The 15,809-nt window shown below is 50.7% G+C and carries 13 protein-coding genes; 9 read left to right on the plus strand and 4 right to left on the minus strand.

The window, feature by feature from the left end; genetic code table 11:
* Positions 1-15 precede the first annotated feature (15 nt).
* Positions 16-1,527 (minus strand): ABC-F family ATP-binding cassette domain-containing protein, encoded by a 1,512-nt coding sequence (locus tag HF569_RS08670; protein ID WP_168902126.1) that lies wholly within the window; start codon positions 1,525-1,527, stop codon positions 16-18.
* 368 nt (positions 1,528-1,895) lie between these two features.
* On the opposite strand from HF569_RS08670, the gene nrdI reads away from it, so the two are divergent.
* Together nrdI and HF569_RS08680 are read left to right on the plus strand one after the other, a co-directional pair.
* On the plus strand, positions 1,896-2,369 hold the full coding sequence (gene nrdI / locus HF569_RS08675; protein WP_168902127.1) for a class Ib ribonucleoside-diphosphate reductase assembly flavoprotein NrdI: 474 nt from the start codon (positions 1,896-1,898) through the stop codon (positions 2,367-2,369).
* Positions 2,362-3,114 (plus strand): NADPH-dependent oxidoreductase, encoded by a 753-nt coding sequence (locus HF569_RS08680; protein ID WP_168902128.1) that lies wholly within the window; start codon positions 2,362-2,364, stop codon positions 3,112-3,114. Before nrdI ends, HF569_RS08680 begins: the two co-directional genes overlap by 8 nt.
* Here the strand turns inward: HF569_RS08680 and HF569_RS08685 are convergent.
* Positions 3,098-4,297: an AAA family ATPase gene (locus HF569_RS08685; protein ID WP_168902129.1), complete on the minus strand. Its 1,200-nt coding sequence runs from the start codon at positions 4,295-4,297 to the stop codon at positions 3,098-3,100. The genes HF569_RS08680 and HF569_RS08685 overlap by 17 nt on opposite strands.
* Before the next feature lie 257 nt (positions 4,298-4,554).
* Positions 4,555-5,718, minus strand: a complete 1,164-nt coding sequence (locus HF569_RS08690) for an MDR family MFS transporter (RefSeq protein WP_168902130.1) — start codon at positions 5,716-5,718, stop codon at positions 4,555-4,557.
* 239 nt (positions 5,719-5,957) lie between these two features.
* On the opposite strand from HF569_RS08690, the gene HF569_RS08695 reads away from it, so the two are divergent.
* Genes HF569_RS08695 through HF569_RS08705 form a run of 3 tightly spaced genes read left to right on the plus strand, consistent with a single transcriptional unit; the run spans position 5,958 to position 7,029 of the window.
* On the plus strand, positions 5,958-6,185 hold the full coding sequence (locus HF569_RS08695) for a heavy-metal-associated domain-containing protein (RefSeq protein ID WP_168902131.1): 228 nt from the start codon (positions 5,958-5,960) through the stop codon (positions 6,183-6,185).
* Positions 6,186-6,210: 25 nt separating this feature from the next.
* On the plus strand, positions 6,211-6,438 hold the full coding sequence (locus HF569_RS08700) for a heavy-metal-associated domain-containing protein (RefSeq protein WP_168848810.1): 228 nt from the start codon (positions 6,211-6,213) through the stop codon (positions 6,436-6,438).
* A gap of 36 nt (positions 6,439-6,474) precedes the next feature.
* Positions 6,475-7,029 carry a Dps family protein gene (locus HF569_RS08705; protein ID WP_168848809.1) on the plus strand — a complete coding sequence of 185 codons (555 nt, stop codon included), beginning with the start codon at positions 6,475-6,477 and terminating at the stop codon, positions 7,027-7,029.
* A 956-nt stretch (positions 7,030-7,985) separates the two neighbouring features.
* Here HF569_RS08705 and HF569_RS08710 read toward each other — a convergent pair.
* Positions 7,986-8,966, minus strand: a complete 981-nt coding sequence (locus HF569_RS08710) for a LacI family DNA-binding transcriptional regulator (protein ID WP_168902132.1) — start codon at positions 8,964-8,966, stop codon at positions 7,986-7,988.
* A gap of 231 nt (positions 8,967-9,197) precedes the next feature.
* Here HF569_RS08710 and HF569_RS08715 point away from each other — a divergent pair, with 231 nt between their 5' ends.
* From HF569_RS08715 to HF569_RS08730, 4 genes are all read left to right on the plus strand, one after another.
* Positions 9,198-10,622, plus strand: coding sequence for an SLC45 family MFS transporter (locus tag HF569_RS08715; protein WP_211088948.1), 1,425 nt, complete (start codon positions 9,198-9,200; stop codon positions 10,620-10,622).
* Between the two features lie 30 nt (positions 10,623-10,652).
* The gene (locus tag HF569_RS08720; protein WP_168902133.1) at positions 10,653-12,959 is read left to right on the plus strand and encodes a glycoside hydrolase family 31 protein; all 2,307 of its coding nucleotides are present in this window, start codon (positions 10,653-10,655) and stop codon (positions 12,957-12,959) included.
* Between the two features lie 384 nt (positions 12,960-13,343).
* On the plus strand, positions 13,344-13,733 hold the full coding sequence (locus tag HF569_RS08725; protein WP_168902134.1) for a hypothetical protein: 390 nt from the start codon (positions 13,344-13,346) through the stop codon (positions 13,731-13,733).
* A 114-nt stretch (positions 13,734-13,847) separates the two neighbouring features.
* The gene (locus tag HF569_RS08730; RefSeq protein WP_168902135.1) at positions 13,848-15,749 is read left to right on the plus strand and encodes a heavy metal translocating P-type ATPase; all 1,902 of its coding nucleotides are present in this window, start codon (positions 13,848-13,850) and stop codon (positions 15,747-15,749) included.
* Positions 15,750-15,809: the final 60 nt, after the last annotated feature.

Consider the following 15,809-nt stretch of genomic DNA (forward strand, 5'->3'; position numbering starts at 1 on the left):
ATTCATCAGTTTTCGCTACTTTTTCAGCGCGGCAATTTGCTCGCGCAACTCACGTAATCGCTGCGTATCTAACTGTGGCGCCATCATTAATTGATCGTATTCAAACTGCAAGCGTGGCAGATCCGTCGCTGGCGTTCCCTGAGCCGTCTTGGCCGGGTCGATCAACCGATGCGCCGTCAATTTCAGCACGCGGGTTGCGACCCTTTGCCGGAACGTTTGATCATGCGCCACGAATAACACGGTTCCGGGATAACCAATGAGAAACTCTTCTAAGGCCTGTAGCGCTGGCAAATCCAGATAATTAGTTGGCTCATCCAAAATTAACAGGTTGCTGGCACTGACCAGAATGGCCAACAATTGTAGCTTGACTTGCTCGCCCCCGCTCAGCTCACCGATTAGGCGATCATAGAAGATGGCCTTCAGTCCAAAGGCCCCCATGATCTGCCGCGTCCGATTGTCATCCAGCGCGGTGACCCGGCTCATGACCTGCCAAACCGTTTGGTCGCTGGGTAAGGCCGTCATATCCTGATGAAAGTACCCGACGCGTGCGCTCGCTGCCAAGTGAGTTCCCGACTGGTGACCCAAAATGGCTTCAATCAAGGTCGACTTACCGCTCCCATTAGGTCCGGCTAAGGCTACACGTTCACCGGGTTTAATTCGCAACTGAACGTGGTCTAGCAGATCGTGCTTGCCACGTTGTAAATGAAGATCAGCCACCGTCACCAAGTATTTCCCCGTTACCGGCGGCAAGTCCGTGCTGACCATCTTCAGGGCCGACGTCTCGTGCGGCTTGCTAGCGATGGTCTGCCGATCCATGCGTTCCTTCAACGCCCGGGCACCCCGTTCCATCTTCCCAGCATTCTGTTCCCGCACAGTCTTTGAATTGGACAACTCGGCCGCACTCATACGACGACTACCTTTACGAATCCGATTAGCTTTTTCGTGACGGGCCTGAATGGCCTTTTTCAATTCTCGTTTCTCGCGCTGGGCTTGTTGATAATGGGTCAACTCATTTTCTCGTTGCTGTTCACGTAGCCGTTCAAAGTCAGCGAAATTACCGTTGTACTGCGTGTACGTCTTCTCTGATAGTGACCAGATTTGGGTTGCCACGGCCGTCAAGAGTTCCCGGTCATGAGAAATAATCAGCAACAAGCCGGAAAAATGCTGCAACTGATCTCGTAGCCATTGCTGATGATCGTCATCAAGATTGGCTGAAGGTTCATCCAGAATTAAAATTTCCGGCCGTTGCGCCAAGGCCCGGCGCACCCGGTCCAACATACTTTGTCCACCAGATCGGCCATTAGTTGGCGCGATTTGTGGAACCAAGGTAACCGGCGCTGTCACCGTCCGTTGCCCCGTAAATTCCGTATCGGTGCCGGCAATAATCCGTGCTAAGGTGGTCTTGCCAGTCCCGTTGGCCCCCACGATACCAATCCGTTCACCGGTATGGGCCGTGAGCTGATCTAGCGTAAATAGCGGCTCGCCAGCCACCGTCTTAGTTATTTTGATTAAGTTAATTTGTGTCAAAAAGTCGTCCCCCTTTTAAAAAGCAGGGATCAATGGTTGGCAAATAAAAAAGGTGGCCGCATTTCCCAAATGGAAATGGCGCCCACTGATTGCCCTTAGCAATTCAGTCGGCGTAACCATCAATCCCAATTGCAGGCCCACTCCACCCCTTAAACCGTGGTGAAGCTGACAAACATTTGAGAGTGATTAGTTACGCATCGGCTGAATACCTCGTTCTTTCTTAAAGTACGACTAGAATAGCATATCGCCGTATTTTTGACAAGCTACCCCGCCACTTTTTCAAAATCAGCGGTTAAAACTTAGAAGCTTTCCCATGAGAATCCGTGTACACTAGGAGTAAGTTCATCAGCGAATCTGGAGGGAATTTCATGCAACCATTACGTATTTTATTTATCTCAATCGAAGGCAACACGCGCAACTTCGTCGAAAATCTAACCGCTTATGCCGCCAAGCAACACGCCCAAAATGCCGCTAGTCCAGAAATTACGGCGACTGAAATCAGCGAAGCCAGCGACTTTACGGCCGAAACCCAGCCTTACTTTTGCTTCGTCCCAACATACCTTGACGGTGGCAACGGTATCGACAATGGTGTGAAGGAATTAATGACCAATGTTTTGGGTGAATACATCAGCTACGGTAACAACGCCCAACAACTCATCGGGGTCGTGGGCAGTGGCAATCGTAACTTTAATGAACAGTATTGTCTGACGGCCAAGCGCTACGCTAAAAAATTCAACGCGCCCTTCATCGCTAACTACGAATTACGTGGCGTGCCCCGTGACGAAGCCCGCGTTTACGATGCACTGGTCACCCGCATGAAGGAGGTGGCTCCCAATGGCTAATCCCACGCTAGACACGCTGCTCAATCACCGCAGCATTCGTCGGTTTACGGCTGAAAAATTAACGGCCACCGAGGTCACCACCCTCGTTGATGCCGCGCAGCACGCACCGACCAGCACCTTCTCACAACAATACAGCATCATTAGCATTACTGACCCTCAGCAATTGGCAACCTTAGGCGACATCACCGGCCACCACTGGCTAGAAAAGGCGGGTCACTTTTTCTTATTCTTAGCGGATCAATATCGCAATGCGCAATTAGCGCCTAAGACTTCTACGACGACGGCAAATCTTCACAGTACAGATAAACTACTCGCCGGAATCTTCGACGCCAGCATTGCCGCCGAAGCAATGGTTGTCGCTGGTGAAAGCCTGGGACTCGGCAGTACCATCATGGGGAGTATCCTTAACGATGCGGCTCAGGTCATCAGTCTGTGCCAACTTCCACCCCTCACCTTTCCCGTCTTCGGTCTGGCTATGGGCCATCCGGCTGAGCAACCTGAGCAGAAACCCCGGTTACCACAATCACTCATGCACTTCACCAATCATTACCAGCCACTGGCGTCGGCCGCTGATCTGGCCAGCTATGATCAGACCGTTGCGGACTACTACCAATCACGCGGTACTCATCAACGCGCGGAAACCTTCTCCCACCACATTGCGGCCGAGTTGTCTCGCGATCCCCAACAACGGGCAAAATTAGCACAAGTTCTGCAGGCGCAAGGATTTCTCAACTCTTTGCCTTAAAAATCGTTAAGAGATCCGACACATTGACCGTGGGCATGGCACCAAATTGACCGGTCAGGTAATCCGCCAGCCAACCGCTCGTTGCCACGCCTTCAAAGTCCAGTAGCGCCGTCAGTTGGCTGACTCCGCGGTAATTCTTTTCAGCTAAATACACTTGATCGACCCGCAACTGCTGACTCATCAGCATCGGTTGGTTCGTGGTCAAGACCACCTGATTCTGATTGGCCTCTGAATTGATCAAGCCTAATAATGCGGCAACCACCGTCGGATGTACCGCAGTCAACCGGTCATCCACCAAGATGGTCCGCGGATGCTGCGCGTGTTGCGCCACAATCAAAGCCAAGCTGATACTGACTAGTTGCTGCATACCCACTGAGGCACTAGTCAACGGTAACTCCTGGTAGCCCCGCACCGCGTCTTCTTCATCGTATTTTTCATAAACCAGGTAAAGGTCCGGCCTCGTCACCGCAGAACCGTCTAAGAACTGGATCGCCACTCGCCGTTGGACCACGTTGGCGACTTCACTTCCCAGCACTCGTAGCAGGCTCACCAATTGCGTTTGAATCCAGTCGTCATCGAGGCAATCGCCACTGGGCCACTCACCCAGGATCACCAAATCCTGGCTAAACCATTCAAAAACTTCGATTGCCGGTTGATAGTTCCATTGCTGTAACGCCGCCAGCATCAGGGCATTGGGGCGCACGCGCTGTGCAATCACTGCTAATCCAGCCGGAACTACCGTCACGTCGCCATTTTCACGCGCAAATAAGACCTGATACTGATCGCCTTGGGCCACACTCAACACTTCATCGATCACCCGCGTGGCCGTATAGCTGAAAGCATACCGATATATCTGCTGATTACGCACGAAATTCACGGTAAAAGTTGTCCGCTGCGTCGCCGATTCTGTATCAAATTGGAAGGGCTCGTAAGGCAGCTCATCCGTAATCTGTTCCGTGGGGACCGTCACCATCTGCCGCATTCGTGCTAATCCGGCTAATACCGCACTCTTACCAGCACCGTTGGCCCCAAAAATCGTTGCACACTTTAAAACACGCAGATCCGCAGTCAGCGAAACCGTGTTCTCGCGCTGCCACTCCTGAACACCGCCACCGCTCTCCAAAGAAAATGTCGTCGGCTCCTGGTAAGAGCGAAAATTAGTCAACGTGAAGTCAATTAGCATAACACAGCCTCCTCTTTTCTAGAATATTACGCCTGTTCAGGTGATAAGCAACGACTTTTACCCGTTTCACCCAAATCTGCTATTATACGCGTTGTGAAAGCGATCTCTATGCCGTTAAATCAACATCGTTCCTATTAGGTGTTAGCCATTCAGCCGCACACTCAATTCCGTAAAAAAAGAATGACCCCCGCAAGGGTCATTCTTTTTTGCTATTCAAGCTCCTCAGTCCATGCTAGTCGCTTGATCCGTTATAGGCCTTACTTCGACCGGGCGCGGTTCATTCGGTTACGAATCATCACTGCTGCTAAAGCCAACAGCATCAGCAAGGTCACCGACCCAAACAGGTCCCGATAACTGCCGTATTCGATCAGTAAGCCACCGTACAACGGCCCGACTGCCCGGCCAAACGAGATGGCCATGTTGTAGATGCCTTGGAATTTCCCCTTGTCATTGTCCCCAGCTAGTTTATCAATCCAGGCTGGAATCCCGGGAAAGCCGATCATTTCGCCAATCGTCAAGATCACCATCGTCACCACGAAGACGGCGTACGTTTTGGCAAATACCAAGATCAAGAATGACAGGATGAAGATCAACGACCCCACCGCAATTTGCGAGCTCATCTTGAAATAACTCCCCAACCGATTCGCAATTGGCTGACCAAACACAATCATCAGCCCGTTCAGCGTCCATAACAGGCTGTAGTGTTCAAAGGAAATTCCGAGATTAGTCATGTGGACCGAAATCACACTTTCCCACAGCGTGTAGCTCATGTACAAGCAGAACACCATCACCGCAATTAGCCAGATCAGATTGAGCTGTGCGGGCTTGGCCGCCTGGTGTTTATGGTGCTGTGTCTTGGTCGTAATCTTCATTCGGAAGTCCGCCAAAATAATCAGCAGTAAAGCCGTGTAACAGATACTAGCGGCGATAAAGACCAGCTGTACACCATGATCCATCAGGTAGCCGACCATCAGCGTTCCGATAACAACCCCTAGATTCATCCCGATATACAAATAATTGAAGACCCGGCGACTACTGATAGACGTCACGTTGGCCGCAAACGAATTGACCACAGTCATCACCACACCATCACCTAATCCAATGAATAGCAGCATGATGCCAAAGATGGGCCAGCCGTGGAAGAAAATCAGGATCAGCATGGGGATAAATGAACACAGGGTCCCCAACACCGCTGATTTAAATGGTGACCAGTTATCAAAGAGCCAGCCCCCCAGCCAATTTCCTAAAATCATACACAGGGACATGCCCAACAACGCAATCCCCGCTAAAGTCAACGTCTGATGCAATTGATTATGCATGTAGACCGTGGTTAACGGCCACATACACGCCGCTGCCGCATTAAGCAGTAACGTGGCTGAAAGAATTCCTGCCAGACTGACTTCCTTGTTGCTTTTCCACATTTATTGTCCCTCGCTTGTTTAAATTCTGTTCTCCATTGTCGCATATTTTATACCGAAAGAAAACAACGATGATTAATACGCCCGTTAAATCACGATTTCAGATTTGATTTTATTCAATTTATGTATATTTCAAAAAAACTTTCCGTAACTTGATTTGAGTCAAGTTATTCTAAGTGACTTGCCCGTATACTAAGTCATGTAATCAAGGCAAACGATATTCGTCGAAGGAGGTTTTCATTATGAGTAAAGTAACTATGAAATTGGACGCCCTGACTTGTCCCTCTTGCATGACCAAGATTGAAGGTGCGCTGAGTAAAAAAGACGGTGTTCAAAACGTCAAGGTGCTCTTCAACGCTAGCAAGGTTAAAGCTGAATTCGACGACAGCACAGTTTCTGCCGAAGATTTGGCCAACGTGGTCACCGATTTAGGCTACGCCGTTCAAAGTAGTAAGGTTAAAGCACTTTAATTAAACCTAATAGGAGGTTCTTAACATGAGTAAAGTAACGATGAAGTTAGACGCACTGACCTGCCCATCTTGCATGACCAAGATTGAAGGCGCGCTGAGCAAAAAAGACGGCGTGGAAAACGTTAAGGTACTCTTTAACGCCAGCAAGATCAAGGCTGAATTTGATGACAGTCAGGTCACGGCTGATAGTCTGGCCGACACCGTAACCGACCTCGGCTACGTGGTTAAAAGTTCTAAAGTAAAGGCACTCTAATCCCCTGATTCCCCAAATTGAAAGGAAGTTAATCTAATGACGACAACTATTGAAGACCGCTACGCTGCTGAACAAGCTCAAACGGAACACGACCACCACGTCCCTACGGCTGGGGCCATGACCAATCACATTTTAGCCAATCTTCACATTTCAATTGTGAAGTTCCATCAAGTTCGTTGGTCGGTGAAGGGGCCACTAGCATTGAGCGTGCGTCAATTGCTCAACACCTACATTGACACCTACCGTCAGCAATTCGACGCCCTCGGTGAATTACTACTAGACGAAGGCGAAATTGTCTCGACCACCACTAAAGAATTTCACGACTACAACATGCTCCAAGAAAGCGGCGCTAAGAAGTATCTGCCCGCCGAAGAACAAGTCAGTGAGCTCGTTCACGACGCAGATACCCACAACCTTTTCATCGACCGCGCGATCAAGCTCGCTGAAAAGGAAGAGCGGCCAGCATTAGCTAGCTTCCTCACCACCTTACGCGGAACCAACAATCACATCATTCGTGAGTTACAAGCTGTGCTGGGCAACGATGCCCGCGACGGCTTGGACGAAGAAGACGATGACGATGATGAAGACTAATCATTAATAAAACACGGTCGTGACGCCACACTGCGAGGTGACGTCACGACCGTGTTTTTTATTGTCAACTAAAGGTTGAAAGATGAAACGCCTACTTTATCTCAGTACTGGTCAGACTTCGCACCATTAAATTAGCATGACTGGCCGCACTCCGGCTGCCAGGAATTCCGCCTGCTGTGGGGCCGCTTCAGCCTGGGAGACCACCAGTCTTCTCGCTCGATTTGGAGCCACGAAAACCACGTGTCTCCAAAGTCGCCCGTGCTGTAAAGCTGGCTGAAAAATCGCCAGCTAACACCACTTTCACGGCTGACTCCATCCCTGGCCTCCTCCGGCTCTGATTGTGTTTTACCAAGACAATAGTTGAAAGAGTGTGATGACTTAACGTTTTCAGTTCGACTAATAACAGCTGTGGCCGTTACCTCAGGCACACTGTGTCAGCCGTGAGGTCGGCAGATATGGGCTCAGGCGCGTCGTTCTACTTAGCCAGTAAGTGATCTTCTTACTGACTTAGTAGAAAACCAAGCTTGTAGACTCGGCACTTTCGAGGCTTCAAGTTGCGTTCGCACCGTTCCAGCCCATATCTGCCGACCGGCAAGGCGCAGGGACTACCAGCGTGACAAGTTTACCCACCGCAGCCGCGAGTGAGTTAAATTTGAGCTCAGCCGTGGGATTTACCAAGTGACTTTCTTGGTAAATGGCGCCTTTAAGACGTGCTCTTCGGCTTAAAGCGAGGCTAGAGACCGCCCTCTGGCTCTAGCCGTCCTCCCCACAGCGCTCCAGCTCAAATTTGACGAACGGTAAGGCGGCATTATCTCTGATTTTCAAACATCAACACACAAAACCCAGCGTGCCAGACAGGGCAAATCTTTAACCATTGGCGATCGTGTCAGTCAGTGTTTTTGCATAAATATTTTTTTTGCAAAAATGACCGTTATTTCTTCAACTGCCAGTATCCACTAGTCTGCCGGCGGAACCACACTCGCGCGTTCCACAATTTTAACGGGTACGAAATCCAAGGCTGGCTGGCCCATAACTTTGTTGACGCTTTGCCGCCCAATCTGATAAAAGTCCTGCGTGACACTGGTCAGGGCCGGCGTCGTAATCTGGCAGATGATTGTGCCGTCAATGCTCATGATAGATAAGTCTGCCGGTACCCGGATTTTATGCTGCTGGGCCGCGGTCAATATCCCCGCGGCGACCATGTCACTGGCTGCCAGAACCGCAGTCAGACCTTGATCTTTAACCGCTTGTAGCAGGCGCACCCCCGCTTCATAGCTGTAGTCGCCTGGCAAGACGGTGGCGGGCGCCAAGTGATTGGCCGTCATCGCCTCCTGGTAACCGATCCGCCGTTGACTCCCCGTATGATACTCATCAATCCCCACTAGACCAATCCGCGTATGGCCCTGATCAATCAAATACTGCGTGGCTTGATAAGCCAGGTCCCGGTTGTCCGAACTGACCGCTAAGATTGCGGCCGTACCTAAATACAATGAGACAAAACAAAACGGAATCTGTGACTCTTTCAATAACGTCAGATCCTCTTCATCCGGTTCAATCGCCGCCAGCAGGATCCCTGACACGGAGCGCCCCAGGGCTGTGATAATCGCTTGATGTTGCAACGCATGATCCCGATTACCCGCGTACAGAATGATCACGCCCTGACCGAGCTCGCTCGCCCGCTGTTGAATACCATCAATAATCTGCGTGGAGAAGTTCGTCGGCGTGGCATTGATGATGAGGGCGATGACGTCCGCACCTTTTTTGACCAAATCAACTGCGGCCGAATTCTTCCGGTACCCCAGCTCCTTTGCGATCTTAAGGATTTTTGCTGCCGTCTTTTCGCTATACGATCCCGACTTATTGGCCAGTACCCGTGAGACCGTCGCAATCGAGACGCCTGACTGGGCCGCAATGTCTTTAATGGTTGGTTTCGTCATGATTGTCACCTAACTTTCTACTCTGCGGCATAACGTCCAAAAGACTGAGGCCAAACGCCATCCGCTCCATAACTAATACCCCAATTATAGTCTTAATCGGGCGAATTTCCCAGCAAAAAGGGTAAACGTTTAACTTGTTGATGGATAGACATTGTAAACGTTTACGCAAAGTGATAGGATGTAGTCGTTGAAAGGTATTAGGCTTTAATTTAATCAAGGGGATGGAACATCATGAATCAACCAACAGCACATGCAGCTGGGGCCGTTAAACCGACTGGCACTACCACTAAGAAGCCAGCACGGATTGCCAACTCCCTGCCGAATTTACCGTTAAAGACCTTATTTGCCATTACGTTTGGTTTTTGCGGGGTTAACATGGCTTTCTCACTGCAATCGTCACAAATGAGTCGGATCTTCCAAACCATTGGGGCCGATCCAACCAACCTGGGACTCTTCTTCATCTTGCCCCCACTAGCGGGATTAATTGTTCAACCACTAGTTGGTAAATACTCCGATCGCACGTGGTCACCGCGCTTCGGTCGACGGATGCCATACCTGTTGTTCAGTGCGCCGATCGCGGCACTGGTCATGATTCTCCTACCAAACGCCGGATCATTTGGTTTTGGTTACGCGTCACTGGCCGCCCTATTATTTGGTGCGATTGCCATTCTATTAATGGACCTGTCCAGTAACGTCTGCATGCAACCCTTCCGGATGATCATCGGCGACATGGTCAATGAAAATCAAAAAGATAAGGCTTGGTCTTGGCAACAAGCCTTCAGTAACTTAGGTGGTGTGCTCGCCACGTTACTACCTTTCGTCTTAACCTACTTAGGGGTCGCCAACACTGCTAAACGAGGCGTTGTTCCCCTGTCAGTACGGTTAGCGTTCTACATTGGCGCCGCTATTCTGTTAGGCATTTCAGCCTACACGATTCACTCCGTCAAGGAATATGATCCCGAAACTTATGCCAACTATCACCAGATTGACCCACAGGCGCACAAGAACCATAAGTCCATCTGGCAACTGATTAAGGAAGCACCGAAAGCACTGTGGGAAGTCGCCTTAGTCCAAATGTTTGCTTGGATTGGAATTCAATACATGTGGACTTACACCACCGGTGCCATTGCACAAAACGTTTGGAACACCACCAATGCCACCTCGGCCGGTTATCAAGCCGCTGGGAACTGGTATGGGATTCTCACCTTTATTCAATCAATGGCGGCCGTGCTGTACGGCTTCTTAATTCTGTCGCACACCAACCCTTACAAGCGGAAATTCTGGTACCGCTTCGGGATTACCTGCTTCGCCATCGGATTGATCTGGGTCTTCTTCATCCACAATCAATACTTACTGATTTTGCCATTCTGTTTAATCGGGATTGGCTTCTTCACCGTCCACGTTGAACCCTTCAACATTTTCACATCGTCACTGAACGGGTCCAACGAAGGATCTTACATCGGTATCTTCAACGGAACCATCTGCTTGCCACAAATCATCGCTTCCGTAGCCAGCTTCTTGGTCTTCCGAATGGTGGGCAAATCAATGCCCGGCATGATGCTAGTTGCCGGTGTCTCTATGCTAATTGCGGTCATTGCAATTGGTGTTTTGAAGCAAGATAAGCCGCAGAAAGACTTGTCCGAAGATGTTCAATAGCTTTAACTTCTGATTGAGGAGAGAATTTGTATGACAACATTACCGAAATACACACGTACTAAACAAACGATTACTTTTGACTATCCACAACATCCCTTAGAGCTCACGGTGGTAACGCCAGCGATCATCCGCGTCTTTGAAAACCGCGGGGATAACGGCCAATCCTACGCCATCGAGGGCAATAAGGAACAGCCAACCGACTACACGTTAACCGATGCCGGCGACCACTACGAATTGAAGACCAGTGCGTTAACGCTAAGCTTGGACGCAGAGCGGCACATCGACGCCTACGATGCCCACGGCAACGCCTTAGTGACGGATTACCGCGGCGACCGCCAGCTACTAGACAAAGGGATCGATAAAGTCCACGAGCGGTTAGTCGAAGCCGAGGGCCACAGCGTCACGAAGGCCACCGTCAAGTCCGACACGGGCTACTACGAAGTCATCAAATCCTTGGCGCCCGATGAACACCTCTACGGTCTCGGCGATAAAACCGGCTACCTGGATAAGCGGGGCTTTGAATATGACAATTGGAACGTCGACAATCCAGCGCCACAACTGGAAAACTTCCCTAACCTTTACAAATCAATCCCCGTCATGTTGGGGCTGAAGAATGGTCATCCTTACGGCCTGTTCTTCGACAACACCTACAAGAGCCACTTTGACATGGGCAAGGAAGATCCGCACTACTACTTCTACTCCGCCGTACAAGGCAACCTCGACTACTACATCATTGGTGGGCAAACGCTCAAAGACGTGGTCACCAACTACACTTATTTAACCGGTCGAACACCTTTACCACAGAAATGGACACTGGGTTACCAACAATCACGCTGGGGGTACAGTGCGAGCCAGACCGAGGTTCAAGCCATCGCGGACAATCTGCAGAAATACGATCTGCCCTGTGACGCCATCCACTTTGATGTCGACTACATGAATGGCTACCGGGTCTTCACTTGGGACAAGACGAAATTTGCCGGCGACCCGAAGGCCTTCGTGGCTAAATTAAAGCGGCGGGGCATTAAGGTCATTCCCATCATTGACCCCGGTGTTAAGCAAGATCCCGATTACCAGACCTACGCAGAGGGCATTAAACACAACTACTTCGTTAAAACGCCGGCTGGTAAGGTCTACATCAATAAAGTTTGGCCCGGCGATTCCGCCTTCCCAGACTTTGGTCGGCCAGCCGTTCGCAAGTGGTGGGCTAAAAATAACCAGTTCTTGACGGATCACGGCGTCGGCGGGGTCTGGATCGACATGAACGAACCGGCAACCTTTGAGGGCGACATTCCTGACGACACTGTCTTCAGCGATCAGGATACCCCCTCAACCCACGCTAAGATGCACAACGTTTACGGTCACAACATGGCGAAGGCCACTTACACCGGGCTAAAGGACCAACAGGGACGGCGGCCTTACGTCATTACTCGGGCGGCCTACGCTGGCACACAGAAGTATTCAACCGTATGGACCGGTGATAACCGGAGTATCTGGCCGCATATCCAAATGATGATCCCACAACTCTGCAACCTCGGCCTCAGTGGCTTTAGCTTCGTTGGAACCGATATCGGTGGGTTTGCTTCCGACTCCAACGCCGAGTTACTGACGCGCTGGATTGAAGCAGCCATCTTCAGTCCCCTCCTGCGAAACCACGCAGCGATGGGCACTCGGCGCCAAGAACCTTGGGCCTTCGGTGAACCAACGCTGTCGATTTACCGCAAGTACCTCAAGCTCCGTTACCACTTCATCCCCTACCTGTACGATCTCTTCGCGCAGGAGAGCCAGACTGGTCTCCCCGTCATGCGGCCACTAGTCTTGAACTACGACGATGATCCACGCGTTCGCGACTTAAACGATGAATACATGGTCGGCGACAATTTGCTAGTCGCACCGATTGTTCAAAAATCCCAGACTAAGCGGCTCGTTTACCTCCCCGCTGGCAAGTGGATTGACTTCTGGAACAACCGCGAATACGACGGCCGGCAAGACATCGTCGCCGAGGCCCCACTGGATAAATTGCCCCTCTTCGTCAAGCAAGGAACCATCTTGCCATGGGGCGCCACAGTTGACCACATCAGCGAGGAACCCGATACGGCAATGACCTTCAAACTCTTCGGGGATGCCGGAACTTACGAACACTACCAAGATGATGGGCTGGACTTCAACTACCAAAACGGCGAGTTCAACCGCTATGAGATTACGGTTAAGGATGGTCAAGTGGCCGTTAAGCTGCTGCACCATGGTTTCGCGCCGGCTTACCAGACGATCACGATCGACCTGCCCGGCAGTACGGTAACGTTGACCTACGACGCCGCCAGCGATGGCTACCGCGCTTAACCGCGGGACTGTCGCCTTACCGTTCGTCAACTTTGGGCTGGATCGCTGTGGGGAGGACGGCCTAAGCCACAGGGCGGTCTTAGGCCTCGCTTTGAGCCGAAAATCACGTCTCAAAGTCGCCATTTACCAAGAAAAACACTTGGTAAATCCCACGGCTGAGCCCAAAGTTAACTCACTCCCGGCTATGCTACTCCCCCGGATTAAGAGCGGCGAGCCTATTTTGCCGATCGTAATAGTAATGGCGATTTAGTCATCAATTTGATTTTCCACCTTCAATAAATCAATAGAATCCCGTGAAATCGGTAAATTTAACGCCGACTTTACGGGATTTTTACATACGTTTGTTAGAATTGAATCTAACCTTAATTACGAAAGGAATTGACCATGCCAGCTCACGACTTCCAGCAACTTCGCCATTATCTCATCTTCAAGCTATTGGGCCCCGATCCCACCAGCAATCTCAGTGTTAACCTCGACTTCGAGAGCTTCGCGCCTGATTCAACTGAGCTGACGGTCGATGTTCGTGGGTACCACGCCGCTCTTCGCGTTGCCGAAGCCCTGGGCCAACTTTCAGCCAAATTTACGCTTCACGAAGCCTATGAACCCAACTGTTCCTCCACCGACATGACGAATTCTGACCGTTTTCCCGACCTGGTGACCTACACCATCTATGACTGGAATGCCGCTGCTCTGGATCACTTTGCGCCGATTATCCGTGAATTTCAGACCCTCTGGCACGATAATCCCCAAATTAATGACGATTTTTTCAAATAAATCGCCTAACTTGATTCGCATCAAGTTAATCCGGCACGATCCCCGGCATAATGAGTACATAAACAAGGAACGATAACCCTTAATTAACTCAGACAAAGAAAGGATCGTACTCTTATGGCATTCCAACGTTATATTTATGCTCACACTAATCCCATTACCTTCTGGTCAGCCGGCTTGATCATCGTCGGCTTCCTGAACGCCTGGTTCACCAAGGTGCCTTATGTCACTGACACCGCTTGGATCATCGCCTCCGTTATCGCGGCGGCACCCATCGTCTTACGAGCGATCAGTGCCTTACGCGCGAAGGTCTTCAGTATTGAACTCTTAGTCGGCATCGCCGTCATCGGGGCCTTTGCCATCGGTGAATTCGAAGAATCAGCTATTGTTACGTTCTTATTCCTCTTCGGTTCCTACCTGGAACAAAAGACGCTTGCCAAAACGCGGGGCGCCATTCAATCACTGACTGAGATGGCACCAACCACTGCCTTACTGGTTAACGACGCCGGCGCCACGGAAGAAGTCGACGTTGACGATTTGGAAGAAGGCAACGTCGTCTTGGTCAAGGCGGGCGGCCAAGTTCCCGTCGATGGTAAGGTTGTCAGTGGTTCTGGTTACGTCAACGAATCATCAATTACCGGTGAATCACGGCCGATCAATAAAGCCAACGGTGACGGTGTTTACTCCGGTGCCATGGTTGAAAGCGGCACGCTACAGATCGAAGCCACTCAGGTTGGTGACGAAACCACCTTCTCCAAGATTATCGAACTGGTCGAAGAAGCCCAAGACACTAAGTCTCCTGCTGAAAAGTTCATTGATAAATTTGCGCAATACTATACGCCAGCCGTTTTGGTCATCGCCATTCTGGTCTACGTCTTCTCACAAGATCTTCGTTTAGCCATCACGGTATTGGTACTGGGTTGCCCTGGGGCCTTGGTTATCGGTGCGCCCGTCTCGAACGTGGCCGGAATCGGTAACGGCGCTAAGAACGGTATCCTGATCAAAGGTGGCGACGTGGTTGACAGTCTTTCTAAGGTCGACACGATCGTCTTCGATAAGACGGGGACGTTAACGACGGGTAAGATGGACGTCGCTGACATGAAGCAATACACGGATGACGACCAACTCCTTGGTGCGGTTGCCCAGGTTGAACAGACTTCTGATCACCCACTGGCAACGGCCATCACTACTCATTTAGCCGGCCGCATTGCTGATGATGCCCCGACAATGATGACTGATACGGTCAAGGGCCGTGGGATGATTGGCCAATGGCACGACAATCCCCTCTACGTTGGTAATGCAGCCCTCTTAAAAGATCACGGCATTACGCTAACTGACGCCCAATTGGTCGATTTACATGAGATGCAAGATGAAGGTCAATCTACGGTATTAGTTGGTTACCAAGGCAAATTAGCCTTTATTCTCGGTGTGGCTGACACGGTTCGCCCTGAAGTTCCAGCGGCACTCGCTGCCCTGAAACGGCAAGGAATCAAGCATCTGGTTATGTTAACGGGTGACAATCAGGCCACTGCCCAAGCCGTTGCCGAATCACTGGGCATTGATGAAGTCCATGCTGACTTACTGCCAGCTGATAAAGTCACCTTCGTCAAGAAGTTCCAAGACATGGGTCGCAACGTTGCCTTCGTCGGGGATGGGATTAACGACAGTCCTTCGCTCGCAACCGCTAGTGTCGGCATCGCCATGGGTGGTGGGACCGACGTCGCGATTGAAACGGCTGATGTGGTCTTAATGCAATCTAGCTTCACGGCCTTGAACCACGCCGTTGGCCTCGCTAAGAAGACCGCAGCGAACACGAAGGAAAATATCACGATTGCCATTGCGACCGTCATCTTCCTACTGATTGGTCTGGTCTACGGTTACATCTACATGGCCAGCGGGATGTTTGTCCACGAAGCCTCAATCCTCGTGGTTATCTTCAACGCCATGCGGTTAATTGGTTACCATCCCCACGTCAACAAGCCAACGAAGCAACCTGCACAACAACTTGCGACGAATTAATACAGTTGAATAGATATTAAAAGGTCGGGACATCGCTCCCGACCTTTTTAGCGTCTCCGA

It is taken from the genome of Levilactobacillus tujiorum (assembly GCF_012641185.1).
In the GTDB taxonomy this organism is placed as follows: domain Bacteria; phylum Bacillota; class Bacilli; order Lactobacillales; family Lactobacillaceae; genus Levilactobacillus; species Levilactobacillus tujiorum.

What these genes read in the sequence shown, in the direction of transcription:
- nrdI (WP_168902127.1), top strand. Translation starts at nt 1,896, where the DNA reads ATGCAACCATTACGTATTTTATTTATCTCAATCGAAGGCAACACGCGC.
- HF569_RS08700 (WP_168848810.1), top strand. Translation starts at nt 6,211, where the DNA reads ATGAGTAAAGTAACGATGAAGTTAGACGCACTGACCTGCCCATCTTGC.
- HF569_RS08685 (WP_168902129.1), bottom strand. Translation starts at nt 4,297, where the DNA reads ATGCTAATTGACTTCACGTTGACTAATTTTCGCTCTTACCAGGAGCCG.
- HF569_RS08695 (WP_168902131.1), top strand. Translation starts at nt 5,958, where the DNA reads ATGAGTAAAGTAACTATGAAATTGGACGCCCTGACTTGTCCCTCTTGC.
- HF569_RS08720 (WP_168902133.1), top strand. Translation starts at nt 10,653, where the DNA reads ATGACAACATTACCGAAATACACACGTACTAAACAAACGATTACTTTT.
- HF569_RS08730 (WP_168902135.1), top strand. Translation starts at nt 13,848, where the DNA reads ATGGCATTCCAACGTTATATTTATGCTCACACTAATCCCATTACCTTC.
- HF569_RS08705 (WP_168848809.1), top strand. Translation starts at nt 6,475, where the DNA reads ATGACGACAACTATTGAAGACCGCTACGCTGCTGAACAAGCTCAAACG.
- HF569_RS08690 (WP_168902130.1), bottom strand. Translation starts at nt 5,718, where the DNA reads ATGTGGAAAAGCAACAAGGAAGTCAGTCTGGCAGGAATTCTTTCAGCC.
- HF569_RS08725 (WP_168902134.1), top strand. Translation starts at nt 13,344, where the DNA reads ATGCCAGCTCACGACTTCCAGCAACTTCGCCATTATCTCATCTTCAAG.
- HF569_RS08680 (WP_168902128.1), top strand. Translation starts at nt 2,362, where the DNA reads ATGGCTAATCCCACGCTAGACACGCTGCTCAATCACCGCAGCATTCGT.
- HF569_RS08715 (WP_211088948.1), top strand. Translation starts at nt 9,198, where the DNA reads ATGAATCAACCAACAGCACATGCAGCTGGGGCCGTTAAACCGACTGGC.
- HF569_RS08710 (WP_168902132.1), bottom strand. Translation starts at nt 8,966, where the DNA reads ATGACGAAACCAACCATTAAAGACATTGCGGCCCAGTCAGGCGTCTCG.